Source organism: Marinitoga sp. 38H-ov, from assembly GCF_011057715.1.
GTDB lineage: Bacteria > Thermotogota > Thermotogae > Petrotogales > Petrotogaceae > Marinitoga.
The window spans coordinates 33945-47024 of record NZ_LNGH01000055.1; the positions used below are offsets into that span (position 1 = coordinate 33945).

Sequence of the window (13080 nt, forward strand, 5' to 3'; positions counted from 1 at the left end):
ATTATATAAAAAATATATTGGAGTGATAATATGCTTAACGAATTATTAAAAAAATTCTCAATAGAAAATCCTTCAAATTTATTAAAAGTAGTTTTAAATGATACCGCAAAAAATTTATCCAAAAAATTCAATAGAAATATATACATATTCATACATGAGCCTACAAGAGAATTATTAAAACTTTTGGGGGCATCTGTTGAATGCAATGCTATAAATAAATTAAAAATATATTTTTCTGATAATAAAAAATTATATGAAAATCTTATAAACAACAAAGTTAGTGAAATTACATTAGAGAATTTAGAAGAATTAAATTGCTTAAACTTAAATAAATTATTTTTAATTCCTATTATTTCTAATAATTCATTAATTGGTGCTTTTGGTGTTTCGGATAACTTTAATGAAAATGAATTAAATTATTTTTTAGAAGAAACTGAAAGTTATGGAATATTACTAAAACTTACTATGGAATTTTTAGTACTGGAAGAAACTAGAGATAGACTTGAATACATAGATGAAATTACAGAGCTATTTGAAAATATTTTAGATGAAAATTTATTGATGACTAAGATAATTGAAAAAATCAAAAATATGTTGCATGCACAATGTGTCGTTTTTTGGAAAAATGAAGGAAATAAATTGATTTTAAAAGAAAAAATCGGATTTGATAATATAGAAGAAATTTTAGAAGAAAGAAATACTTTAGAAGGTTTATCTAAATTACGAAAAAAACCATTTTTAGTTGTTGGTAAAAAAAGATTTGAGAAATTTTTTGTTCCAATAAAAACTGATCTTTTATCTGCTATATATGCACCGATTATTATAGATAATATAGATTATGGCGTAATAGGCGTTTATAATAGAGAAGAGGGTTATGGGTTTAGGCCATATAAACATTTTGACAATTTTGATTTAGCTTCTTTAAGGAATATAACAAGAAGACTTAGCTTAGCTCTTAGTAGAATTTATTTATACGACAAACTAAAAGATGAGATAGAAAAATTAATATCATTAAAGAAAAATCATGAAAATCTTATAAACACACAAAGAGAACACTTAGACAAACTAAATTCATTACATAAAATTAGTCAAGCTGTTAGGTCTACTTTTGATAAAATAAATGCTATAAAAATTATGTTAATGGGATTAACTAGTGTAAGAGGTTTAAAGTTTAATAGAGCATTATATTTAGAAAGAGATAGAATAAAAGGAGTTTTAATTCCTAAAATATGGATTGGACCTTCTGACGATGAAGATGTTGATACTATTTGGAAAGAAGCAAATAAAAGAGCATTAAAATATGGGGACATTGTTCAATATTTAAGAGAAGAAGCTATACAACTACCAACGGATAATAAATTAACACAAAATGTAAAAAATAAAATTATAGTATATAAAGGACAACCAATTTTAGAAAGAGCAGTTACAAAAAAACATATTGTACACGTTGTACCTCAAATGATTAAATTTAAAAATGATGAGCTTCAATACTTATATGACATTATTAAATACGATGAATTTGTAATAATTCCAATAACTGGAAAATGGGAAACAAAAGGTATAGTTATAGCTGATAATAAATTCAATAAAAAGGAAATTACTCCTGTCGATATTGAAATATTAAGATTGTTTCAAGATAGTATAGGACTTTCTATTGAAACAATTGAAAATTACGAAGAATTAAAAGAAAAAACTAAATATTTAGAGGAACAAAAAAATTTAATAGAATTTTATAGAAGATTTAATGAAAATATTTTGCAAAATTTATCACATGCTATAATTGTTATAGATAGAAAAGGTAAAATAATCGAATGGAATAAAAAAGCAGAATTATTTTTTGAGAAAAGCAGAGAACAAGTAGTTGGTGAAAGTTCAGAAATTTTAAGAGATAAACTTGGTATAGATGTTATAAACTCTATAGAAAGTATTTTCTTTACACGAGAAGAAATGAAAATGCCAAAATATATCATTAGAAATGATAACAATGAAAAGGTATTCGATATACAACTTTCACCTTTATGGAATAGAGATTTAGATGTAATCGAAGGAGTTATAGTTACCTTTGATGATGTTACTGAAACCTATGAAATGGAAAGAGAAATAGCCAAAAGAGAAAAATTAGCAGCTATTGGTGAAATGACAGCAAGAGTTGCTCATGAAATCAAAAACCCTTTAACTATTATTGGTGGATTTGTCAATAGAATGATGAAAAAATTAGATGATCCAGAAAAAATAAAACAATATTCTTCTATAATAAAAGATGAATTAACTAGATTGGAAAGTATTGTTTCAGAAATACTGGAATTTAGTAGAGGAAGTAGAATCCCAGTCTTTGAATTTGTAGATATTAACTCGCTAATAGATGAAATAATATTAATGTTTCAAGATTTTCTATACCAAAAGAGAATAGAGTTGAAATTCGAAAAAATGTTTGATAAAATAGATGTAAAATGTGATAGAAGTAGGGTAAAGCAAGTATTGATTAATTTAATAAAAAATGCTATTGAAGCTGTTAATGAGGATAATTATATATATATATATACCGGAACTGAAAATGGATATGTTTATTTTCAAATTGAAAATAATGGAGAGCCTATTCCAGAAGAAAAACAAAACAGAATTTTTTCACCTTTTTTCACTACAAAAATACAAGGTACCGGCTTAGGACTACCTATTTGTAAAAAAATAATAGAAGAAGAACATAAAGGTAAACTTTATTTAGTAAAATCTGATGAACAATCAACCATCTTTAGATTTGAATTACCATTAAATTAACTTTGGGAGGGGTTATTATGGCAAGGATATTAATTGTTGATGATGAGGATAATATTAGACTTCTTTTAAAAGAAGAATTAGAGGATATTGGTTATGAAGTTATTGAAGCAAATTGTGCCAAGAAAGCTTTGGAAATATTATCAAATGATCAGAATTTTGATATTATTTCTTTAGATATTGAAATGCCTGAAATGAACGGATTGGAATTAGCTGCAGAGATAAGAAAAAAATATCCTAATAAAAAAATTATTTTAATGACCGCATATAGTCATTATAAAAGTGATATGGCATCATGGGCAGCAGATGCTTATGTAGTAAAATCATTGGATTTAACAGAATTTAAAGATACAATAAATAGATTATTGCAATTATAACTACTTGGAGGTGCTTTACATTGGATTATAAAGATACGTTAAATTTGCCAAATACGCCTTTTAAAATGAAGGCAAATTTAAAAACAAAAGAACCTGAAACTTTAAAGAAATGGGAAATTTTAAATTTAGAACATTATGTAAGAAAAGAGAGAGAAAAGGCCCCAACATATATATTGCACGATGGACCTCCATATGCAAATGGTCATATTCATTTAGGTCATGCCTTGAATAAAGTATTAAAAGATATAGTAATAAAATATAAAACAATGCAAGGATATAATGCACCATATGTTCCTGGTTGGGATACACATGGTCTTCCTATTGAACACAAAGTTACTACAGATTTAGGCGAAAAAGCAAAACAAATGTCAAAATTAGAAATAAGAAAATTATGTGAAGAATATGCATTAAATTATGTAAATATTCAAAAAGAAGAATTTAAAAGATTAGGCGTTAGAGGTGACTGGGAAAATCCATATGTTACTTTAAAACCTGAATATGAAGCTAAAGTTCTTGAAATATTAAAGAAAATGGTTGAAGATGGAAATGTATTTAGAAATAAGAAACCTATATATTGGTGCCCAAGTTGTGAAACTGCTTTAGCTGAAGCTGAAATAGAATATCATGATCATACATCACATTCAATATATGTAAAATTTGAAATGACTGATGATCCAAATACATTTGTAGTTATTTGGACAACTACACCATGGACTTTACCTGCTAATGTTGCTATAGCAGTTCATCCAGATTTTGACTATGTAAAGGTAAAGGTTGGAGAAGAAAACTGGATTTTAGCAAAAGGATTATTAGATAATTTGTTAAAAGCAGCAGAAATTAAAGAATATGAAATAGTTGAAGAATTTAAAGGTAAAGACTTAGAATACAAAAAGACAAAACATCCTTTCATGGATAGAGAATCAATATTAGTATTAGCAGATTATGTAACACTTGAAGACGGTACAGGTTGTGTTCATACAGCACCTGGACATGGTGCTGAAGATTATCAAACAGGATTAAAATATAATCTACCTATATTATCTCCTGTAAATCATGAAGGTATATTTACAGATGAAGCTGGAAAATATAAGGGATTGCATATTTGGAAAGGTAATAAAATTATAATAAATGATTTAAAAGAATCAGGGCATTTAATTGCTCAATCAGATATAAGACATTCTTATCCTCATTGCTGGAGATGTAAAAATCCTGTTATTTTCAGAGCAACAGAACAATGGTTTATTTCTGTAGACAAAAATAATTTGAGAGAGAAAGCTTTAGAAGAGATAAAAAAAGTAAATTGGGTTCCTGATTGGGGAGAAAATAGAATTACTGCAATGGTTCAAGATAGGCCTGATTGGTGTATTTCTAGACAAAGAGCCTGGGGAATTCCTATTCCAGCATTATATTGTGAAGATTGTGGAGAAACTTATTTAGATCCAAAAGTATTAGAAAATGTTATAAACATTGTCGAAAAAGAAGGAACAAATGCATGGTATGAAAGACCTGTTGAAGATTTCTTACCAGAAGGATATAAATGTCCTAAATGCGGCGGAACTCATTTCAAAAAAGAAGAAGATATATTAGATGTTTGGATTGATTCTGGTTCATCTTGGGATGCTGTAGTTAATGTTAGAAAAGATTTAAATAAATATCCAGTTGATTTATATTTAGAAGGAACTGATCAACATAGAGGATGGTTCCAAAGCTCTTTATTCTTATCTGTAGCTAAAAATGGAATAGCTCCATATGAAACAGTATTAACCCATGGATTTATTAAGGATAAAGATGGAAAGAAAATGTCCAAATCACTAGGAAATGTAATTAGCCCATTTGATGTTATTGACCAATACGGTGCTGATATATTAAGATTATGGGTAGCTTCAAGTGATTATAGAGGTGATATTAGAGTATCATTTGATATATTAAAACAACAAACAGAGGTATATAGAAAATATAGAAATACAATTAGATTCTTATTAGGTAATACATCTGACTTTAATCCTGAAACAGATTCAGTTCCATATGAAGAAATGGAAGAATTAGATAAATGGGCATTAATGAAAGTCCATCAATTAATACAAAAAGTTACAGAAGCATATGAAAATTATGAATTTTTCAGGGTTCATCATTTAATAAACAATTTCTGTACAGTTGAAATGAGTTCAATATATTTAGATATTATAAAAGATAGAGTTTATACCGAATTGCCAAAGTCAAGACTAAGAAGATCTGCACAAACAGTAATGTATGAAACATTAGTTACATTGACAAAATTAATGGTTCCGCTATTAGCTTTTACAACAGAAGAAATATATTCTTATTTACCAACAAAAAAATATGAAACTGTACAATTAGAAGAATGGCCTAAAGTAAATGAAAAATATTTTGATAATGATTTAGAAGAAAAATGGAATAAAATTTTCCAATTAAGAGAAGATGTTACAAAAGCATTAGAAGAAAAACGAAGAGAAAAATTTATAGGTCATCCATTAGATGCTAAAATTATTGTAGAACCCAAATCAGAAGAATTAAAAGAAATTTTAAACTCATATGACCCATATTTCATTGCAGATTTATTTATCACTTCTCAATTTGAATTAGGTACTGTTGAAGATGGTTATAATGGAGAATATGCAAAAGTTAAAGTTGTTAAAGCCGAAGGAGAAAAATGTGAACGATGTTGGAAGATTCATCCGGAAGTTGGTAATAATGAAAAATATCCAGATGCTTGTCCAAGATGTGCAAGTGTATTAGAACAATTATAATATTATGATTTAATAAATTAGGTGCGATAACCGCACCTAATTTATTTTTATATTTTTACAAAATAACTTTTTGGATGATTACATGCAGGACATTTTTCAGGAGGATAATATCCTTCAACTATATAGCCACATTTCTCGCATTTCCATAAAACTTTTTCCTTGCTTTTAAATATAGTATCATTTTCTAATTCTTCTAGTAATGCTTTTAAAATATCAGAATGATGTTTTTCAGCAATAGCTATAGATCTAAAAAGAAATGCTATTTCTTTAAAACCTTCTTCTTCTGCAATATCAGCAAATTCTTGGTATAACTTCTCATATTCAAATGTTTCCCCTTCTATCGCAGCTTTTAAGTTTTCTATGGTTGTTCCAATTTTACCAGCTGGAAATGATGCAGTAATTTCTAATTCTCCGCCTTCAAGATGCTTAAAAAAATTTTTTGCATGGGATCTTTCGTTTTCTGCTAATTCTAAAAAAGCCTTTTGAATTTTTATATACCCTTCTTTTTTGGCTACCCCTGCAAAAAAATCATATCTATTTCTTGCTTGTGATTCTCCAGCAAAGGCAATTAATAAGTTTTTTTCGGTTTTTGTTCCTTTAATACTCATAATTCTCCCTCCTTTTCAACAAATCTTTTAACTCCAAAAGAATCATTATAAATTTTAATTTTTCCATATTCAGATAAAATTTTAGCTGTTTTATCAATATTAAATTCAGTAGTTTCAAATAACATATGTTTTTTTAGTATTTTTTTGTATTTTACTAATTCTCTAAAAAAATCTTGTCCATCACTTCCTGCTTCAAGAGCTATTTTAGGTTCGTGTTTTAATGACGGGTTATTATAATAATATTCGCTTTCAACATATGGAGGATTAGAAACAATAAATTGTATTTTTTCAATAATATTTTCTGGTACATTTTCAAATATATTACTATGAATAAAGTTTATTTCCACATTGTGAATTTTAGCATTTTTTACTGCTACTTTCAAAGCATCTTTAGAAATATCTGTACTATACACAATAATATTTGGAAATATTTTTTTTAGAATTATTGCAATAACCCCACTTCCAGTACCTATATCCATTATATACTTATAATTATATTTTTGTATTATTTCTTTCGCAATATTTATTAAATCTTCAGTTTCTACTCTAGGAATTAATACATTATTATCAACATAAAATTCGTAATCATAAAAAGTAACCTTATTAGTTATATATTCTAAAGGATAATCGTCTATTATTATTTTCCTTAATTTTTTATCTAATTTATTGTCTATAATAAAATTATCATCTATTAGTATTTTTGATATAGGAATAGCAGTTATTTCTGAAATTAATTTTGCAACAAAATAAAGGGGATTACCAATCCCCTTTTTATTCAATATATTTATATATTTTTTTATAAATTCTTTTAATGTCATATTCCTAAAATTGTTCTTACCTCATCAGAAGCTTTTGAAGGGTCCCAAGGAGGATCAAAAGTTAATTCAACATTAACACTTTTTACTCCTTCTATAGATCCAACTTTATTTTTTGCATCTTCTGTAATAAATCCTGCTAATGGGCACATAGGTGTTGTTAAAGTCATTAATACGTGAACATTATCTTCTTCATCTATGTTAATATCATATATAAGACCTAAAGATACAACATCAAAACCTATTTCCATATCATATACGTTTCTTAAAGCGTCCATAACTTGATCTTTAGTTACCATTTATCTCATCTCCTTTAAAATATTTTGAATTTATAATAATTTCAGAATTACTTTTAAATTGTTGAAATTCTGAAGTTATTAATTTATCAAATAATTGCTTAGCTTTTTCATCTTTGATATTTTCAATAATTAAATTTGTAGCGTCTTCTAAAGTCATTTGTTTTCTCGGTATTTTCTTATTAATTTTTATTAATGCAAAATAATTATCATTATATTTTACTGGATCTAATATTGCTCCAGGTACAGAATTTTTTATTGTTTTAATAAATTCATTCGATTCATCTTCAACGCTTATTGTTAATGATGTGGATTCGTTAGAAGTATTATAAACTTCATCAAAAGTGTAATAACCATCTATAATTTTTTTATAGGTTAACGATGCTTCATCAGAAGATTTAAAAAAAACCATTTTTAATTCAGCAGATTGTTGAGTAAAATATTTTTCTTTATTCTGTTCATATTCATTTTTGATTTCTTCGTTTGTAACTTCTACATTATTTAACAAATATTGATATATCGATGAAACTGAATTTTTATATAATCTCTCATGATATATATTGTAAATATATTGATCTTTATTTTCAAACCCTTTAGAAAGGAAATAAAGCATTATATCATTATCATTTAAACTTGAAGAGTTTAAAATTTCATTAGTTTGATTTTTTATAGTACTAAATAAATCATTTTTACTTAAATTTATTCCTTTACTTTCAACATATTGAATAAATAAAATTTCACCAGATAATCTATCTAATATATATTTTTCATATTTTTTAACTACACTATTTCCTTCATTTGTCCCAACTAAAATTTTATAAAATGTGTTATTAATATTATTTATTCCTCTTAATATTTCTAAAGATTTAGCTTGTGATTGGAAATAATCATAATTAACAATTTCATCATTAATTATTACAATTGTTTTTTCATCTAAATCCTTATATGATATTGCACCAAATGATGAAATGATTAACAACATAATAATAATAAAAAATATGTTTTTTTTCATTATTTATCCTCCCCTATATAATTTTCTAAATATTTTCGAGCAGCTTTTGATATTAATGTTTCTATGTTTATATTATTTTTAACATAATAATATATCAAATGCGTTAAAAAAACAATATGATATTTTTCATCATTATTATCTTTTATATTATTTAAATCTTCTATCATTAAATCTATTACATCATAATCTTTATACGGATCATAATTAACAGCAAAAGAATTTTCTATTAAACGTCTTAAATTCATTAAAGGAGGCATACCAGGATTATATTCACCAATTTTAGAATATTTTTTATTTCCTTTTTCTTTTGCTTTTAATTTCTCCCATTGTTCATATGAATATTCACCTTCTTCTTTAAAAACATGTGGATGTCTACGAACTAATTTTTCATTTAATCTTTCTATTACTTCATTAATAGTAAATTCTTTATTTTCTTTTGCAATTTGTGAATGAAAAATAACCTGCAATAGCACATCTCCTAACTCTTCTACTAAATAGTTATTATTTTTGCTATCTATAGCATGTACTAATTCATATGCTTCCTCGATAGCATACGGTTTTAGTGACTCATGTGTTTGTTCTTTATCCCAAGGACAACCTTTTTCCGATCTTAGAATTTCCATAATTTCTAATAATTTTTTAAAATTTTCTAATTCTTTCATATAATCCTCCTATAATCCTATTCTCATTAATCGCATAATATTAAATTCATTTCTATTAAATTTAATTTCATTTTTCAATAGCATAGTTTTAACTGGATTAAATGTTATTCTGTAAAATTCTTTAATTCCATATTTTTTTATATTTTCAATATGTTCCTTAGTTGGATATCCTTTATGTTTTTGAAAATTATACTCAGTATATTTTTCACCCAATTCTGTCATAATTCTATCTCTATAAACTTTTGCTAAAATTGATGCTGCTCCTATAATTTTTGATTTAGAATCTCCTTTTACTATACACTCGTAATTTTTTATATTTAATTTAAAATTTTTCCCATCAATAATAATATATTTATCAATAATATTAAATTCCTTTAATACTCTTTCAATACCTAATGTTGTAGCAGAAAAAATATTGTATAAATCTATTTCTTCAGGTGTTGATAATTTTATAGAATACTTGAAATTTTCTGTAATTATTTTAAATGCCTCATCTCTAGATTTTTCTGACATTTTTTTTGAATCATTAGATATTTTATTTAATATATCTAATTGACTTTTATCTTCTAATAACAAAGCACCAACAACCACCGGTCCTGCTAAAGGACCTCTCCCTGCTTCATCTACACCAATAATTTTACCATATTTTTCTATATATTCTAAATCCATTTTTTCACTCCTAAATTTTAATAATTTCAATACATTATTATTACAAAAAAATATGAAAAAATTCTTAACATTTATGGTAAAATTATATAGAAAAATATTTCATAGGAGGTAGCTATATGATTTTATCTGAAAGAGCTTCAAACATGCAAGCATCACCTATTAGGAAATTAATACCATATGCTGAACAAGCTAAAAAAGCTGGAAAGACGGTTTTACATTTAAATATAGGTCAGCCAGACTTAGAAACTCCTAAGGCTTTTTTTGATTATATCGAGAAAAACAAACCTGAAGTAATAGCTTATTCTCATTCTGCAGGATTAATAGAACTAAGAGAGGCTTTTTCCGCTTATTATAATAAAAATGATATACCTTTTTCTACAGAAGAAATTATTGTTACCAATGGTGGTAGCGAAGCAATTATCTTTTCTTTAGCAGCTATTGCTGATCCAGGCGATGAAGTTATTGTAATAGAACCATTTTATGCTAATTACAAAGGATTCGCAGAAATGATAAATGTAAAATTAGTTCCTGTAAAAGCTTTACCAGAAACAGGTTATGCTGTACCTCCTACAGAAGAATTTGAAAAAGTTGTATCTAGTAGAACAAAAGGAATTATTTTTTCTAATCCATCAAATCCAACAGGCGCAGTTTACACTGAAGAAGAATTAAAAAGAATTGTTGATTTTGCTAAAAAACATGACCTTTTTATCATTTCTGATGAAGTTTATAGGGAATTTACTTTTGATGGTACAAAACATATTTCCACAATGGCATTTGGAGAATATGATAGAACAATTGTTGTAGATAGTGTTTCAAAAAGATATAGTGCATGCGGAGCTAGAATAGGTGTCTTTGCAACAAAAAATAAAGATTTATATAATCAAGTAATGAAAATGGCTCAATCAAGATTATGCCCTCCAACAATAGCTCAATTGGGTACCATTGGATTATTAGAAATGGATGATTCATATATAAAAGAAGTGTATAAAGAATATGATAAAAGAAGATTAGCTGTATATGAAGAATTATCAAAAATAGAAGGTGCTGTTTTTGAAAAACCAAAAGGTGCATTTTATGTATCTGTAAAATTGCCAATTGACGATAGTGAAGAATTTGTAAAATGGGTACTTACAGATTTTAGTATAGATAACACCACCGTTATGGTTGCACCATTATCTGGATTTTATGCAACTGAAGGTGCTGGAAAACAAGAAATTAGAATTGCATATGTTTTAGAAAGTGACAAACTTAAATTTGCAACACATATATTAGCAGAAGCTGTTAAAGCATACAATAATAGGTAGGTGATATTTTGAGAAGCGAAATAATTAAAGCTATTGACTATTTAGAAAAAAAGGGTTTAATAAAAGGCACTTGGGGAAACTTAAGTGTGAGGGTTAATGATAAAGTGTTTATTACACCATCAGGAATACCATATGATATATTAAAAGAAGAAGATATATCTGTGTTGGATTTAGAATCTCAAAAACATCTTTCGGGTTTAAAACCTTCGTCTGAAAAAGCTTTACATATAGAAATTTATAAAAATTTTCCTGAAATTAATGCTATTGTTCATACACATAGTTTATATGCATCAATTTTTTCAGCTTTAAGAAAAACAGTTCCTTGTTATATTGAAGATCAAGCACAAATAATTGGTGGAGAAATCCCTGTAGCTGAATATAAACTTCCAGGAACATTAGATTTGGCATTAGAAGCCGTTAAAAAATTTAGGTTAGGTGTATATGGAATTTTACTTGCTAATCACGGGATAGTATCTATTGGAAGAAATCTAAAAGAAGCTTTAATTGCTGCAGAAATAATTGAAAAAAGCGCTAATATTGCTTACTATGTGGAATTAATGGGTGGTGGGCACCCATTATCTGAAGAAGATATTAAATGGATGAGAAATCTATACATAGCATCATATAGTAAAAATATTTAGTCAGGAGGTCTTTGCGTGAAAAGTATTAAAAATCAGATTATTTTTATATTAATTATAACTTCTTTAATACCATTATTACTGTTAACCTTAAACAATTCATACAAATTGTATAATACAAAATTAAATAACGCAAAAGATTACTTAGAATTGTCAACACATAGTAGAGCAGAAACAATTATCGAATACTTTAATCCTATTATTGATTTAATTAATTTATTATCTAAAAATGAAAATATAATGGGAGTTTTAGAGAATAATAATAATGAAAGAATAGCTGTATTAAATGAATTCGAAAATATAATTGATATATACAGCGATTTTGAATGGATATATATTGGATTAAAGGATAAAACTACTTTAATAAAACCTGATGATAATATGGAAGGATATGATCCTACATCTAGACCTTGGTATATTAAAGCTATAAATAATCCTAATAAAGTTATAATATCAGATCCATATCCTGATGTAAAAACAGGCGATATATTATTAACATTGTCAAAAGCTGTGATAAACAAAGAAGGAAATTTAATAGGAGCAATAGCTATTGATCTTAATATAAAAAATCTCGTTTCAAAATTTTTTGAAAATAAAATGTATGATGATGAAGTTCCATATATAATCAACAAAGAAGGAATTACACTTGTTCATGAAGATTCATCAAAATGGGGTTTAGATGTTAAATCTCAAGATTTCTTTAAAAACGCAACTTCTGATTTTGGGGTTATTAAATATAACTATGATGGTATAAATAAATTAGCATTTTATCATAAATTACCTAAATTAGAATGGACTATTTATACAGGAATACCAGAAAGTACAATAAAAAATGCAATTTTAAAAAGCTTATACTTTGAATTAGCAGGCATTGTTTTAATTACACTATTTGTATTTATTATTGGTTTATATTTTTCTAAAAAATCTATAATCAATCCTATAATGATAATTTCATCTGAAATGGAAAAAGTAGGTAAAGGAGAATTAAATGTTAAAGTAGAAGTGCAATCGAAAAATGAATTAGGAGAATTAGCAAATATAATGAACAAAACAATAGAATCATTAGCAGGACTAGTAAATAAAGTAAAAGATTCATCAGAAACATTAATAAAAACATCATCAGTAGTAACAACAGCAATAGAAAAGAATACAAGTGTAA

12 protein-coding genes are annotated in these 13080 nt (G+C 26.3%); 6 read left to right on the forward strand and 6 right to left on the reverse strand.

The genetic code is table 11. From position 1 onward, the window contains the following. The first annotated feature begins 30 nt into the window (after nucleotides 1-30). From AS160_RS10975 to ileS, 3 genes are read left to right on the forward strand one after another with little or no spacing between them, the layout of a single operon-like run. The gene (locus AS160_RS10975) at nucleotides 31-2775 is read left to right on the forward strand and encodes an ATP-binding protein (protein WP_165149011.1); all 2745 of its coding nucleotides are present in this window, start codon (nucleotides 31-33) and stop codon (nucleotides 2773-2775) included. Between the two features lie 17 nt (nucleotides 2776-2792). Continuing rightward, nucleotides 2793-3149 carry a response regulator gene (locus AS160_RS10980; protein ID WP_165149014.1) on the forward strand — a complete coding sequence of 119 codons (357 nt, stop codon included), beginning with the start codon at nucleotides 2793-2795 and terminating at the stop codon, nucleotides 3147-3149. Nucleotides 3150-3169: 20 nt separating this feature from the next. Further along, nucleotides 3170-5917 carry an isoleucine--tRNA ligase gene (ileS, locus tag AS160_RS10985; protein WP_165149017.1) on the forward strand — a complete coding sequence of 916 codons (2748 nt, stop codon included), beginning with the start codon at nucleotides 3170-3172 and terminating at the stop codon, nucleotides 5915-5917. A gap of 47 nt (nucleotides 5918-5964) precedes the next feature. Here ileS and rbr read toward each other — a convergent pair whose 3' ends face one another. From rbr to AS160_RS11015, 6 genes are read right to left on the reverse strand one after another with little or no spacing between them, the layout of a single operon-like run. Continuing rightward, complete coding sequence (gene rbr / locus AS160_RS10990) at nucleotides 5965-6525, reverse strand: rubrerythrin (protein ID WP_165149020.1); 561 nt, start codon at nucleotides 6523-6525, stop codon at nucleotides 5965-5967. Further along, on the reverse strand, nucleotides 6522-7343 hold the full coding sequence (locus AS160_RS10995; protein ID WP_165149023.1) for a HemK/PrmC family methyltransferase: 822 nt from the start codon (nucleotides 7341-7343) through the stop codon (nucleotides 6522-6524). Before AS160_RS10995 ends, rbr begins: the two co-directional genes overlap by 4 nt. Next, nucleotides 7340-7639: a metal-sulfur cluster assembly factor gene (locus AS160_RS11000; protein ID WP_165149026.1), complete on the reverse strand. Its 300-nt coding sequence runs from the start codon at nucleotides 7637-7639 to the stop codon at nucleotides 7340-7342. Before AS160_RS11000 ends, AS160_RS10995 begins: the two co-directional genes overlap by 4 nt. After that, nucleotides 7629-8648, reverse strand: a complete 1020-nt coding sequence (locus tag AS160_RS11005; protein ID WP_165149029.1) for a peptidylprolyl isomerase — start codon at nucleotides 8646-8648, stop codon at nucleotides 7629-7631. The genes AS160_RS11000 and AS160_RS11005 overlap by 11 nt, the downstream gene beginning before the upstream one ends. Continuing rightward, nucleotides 8648-9310, reverse strand: a complete 663-nt coding sequence (locus AS160_RS11010) for a MazG family protein (RefSeq protein ID WP_165149032.1) — start codon at nucleotides 9308-9310, stop codon at nucleotides 8648-8650. Before AS160_RS11010 ends, AS160_RS11005 begins: the two co-directional genes overlap by 1 nt. Before the next feature lie 9 nt (nucleotides 9311-9319). Beyond that, a complete protein-coding gene (locus AS160_RS11015) occupies nucleotides 9320-9979 on the reverse strand; it encodes a ribonuclease HII (RefSeq protein WP_165149035.1) in 660 nt (219 codons plus the stop codon). Between the two features lie 116 nt (nucleotides 9980-10095). On the opposite strand from AS160_RS11015, the gene AS160_RS11020 reads away from it, so the two are divergent. From AS160_RS11020 to AS160_RS11030, 3 genes are all read left to right on the forward strand, one after another. Then, nucleotides 10096-11283, forward strand: a complete 1188-nt coding sequence (locus tag AS160_RS11020; RefSeq protein ID WP_206528184.1) for a pyridoxal phosphate-dependent aminotransferase — start codon at nucleotides 10096-10098, stop codon at nucleotides 11281-11283. An 8-nt stretch (nucleotides 11284-11291) separates the two neighbouring features. Next, the gene (locus AS160_RS11025; protein WP_165149038.1) at nucleotides 11292-11924 is read left to right on the forward strand and encodes a class II aldolase/adducin family protein; all 633 of its coding nucleotides are present in this window, start codon (nucleotides 11292-11294) and stop codon (nucleotides 11922-11924) included. A gap of 15 nt (nucleotides 11925-11939) precedes the next feature. Beyond that, the coding region (locus AS160_RS11030; RefSeq protein WP_165149041.1) for a methyl-accepting chemotaxis protein at nucleotides 11940-13080 on the forward strand (1141 nt) is incomplete at its 3' end.

Coding starts and splice junctions, on each gene's coding strand:
- AS160_RS10995 (WP_165149023.1), bottom strand. CDS start 7,343: ATGACATTAAAAGAATTTATAAAAAAATATATAAATATATTGAATAAA.
- AS160_RS11005 (WP_165149029.1), bottom strand. CDS start 8,648: ATGAAAAAAAACATATTTTTTATTATTATTATGTTGTTAATCATTTCA.
- AS160_RS11015 (WP_165149035.1), bottom strand. CDS start 9,979: ATGGATTTAGAATATATAGAAAAATATGGTAAAATTATTGGTGTAGAT.
- AS160_RS10980 (WP_165149014.1), top strand. CDS start 2,793: ATGGCAAGGATATTAATTGTTGATGATGAGGATAATATTAGACTTCTT.
- AS160_RS10975 (WP_165149011.1), top strand. CDS start 31: ATGCTTAACGAATTATTAAAAAAATTCTCAATAGAAAATCCTTCAAAT.
- AS160_RS11020 (WP_206528184.1), top strand. CDS start 10,096: ATGATTTTATCTGAAAGAGCTTCAAACATGCAAGCATCACCTATTAGG.
- AS160_RS11010 (WP_165149032.1), bottom strand. CDS start 9,310: ATGAAAGAATTAGAAAATTTTAAAAAATTATTAGAAATTATGGAAATT.
- rbr (WP_165149020.1), bottom strand. CDS start 6,525: ATGAGTATTAAAGGAACAAAAACCGAAAAAAACTTATTAATTGCCTTT.
- AS160_RS11000 (WP_165149026.1), bottom strand. CDS start 7,639: ATGGTAACTAAAGATCAAGTTATGGACGCTTTAAGAAACGTATATGAT.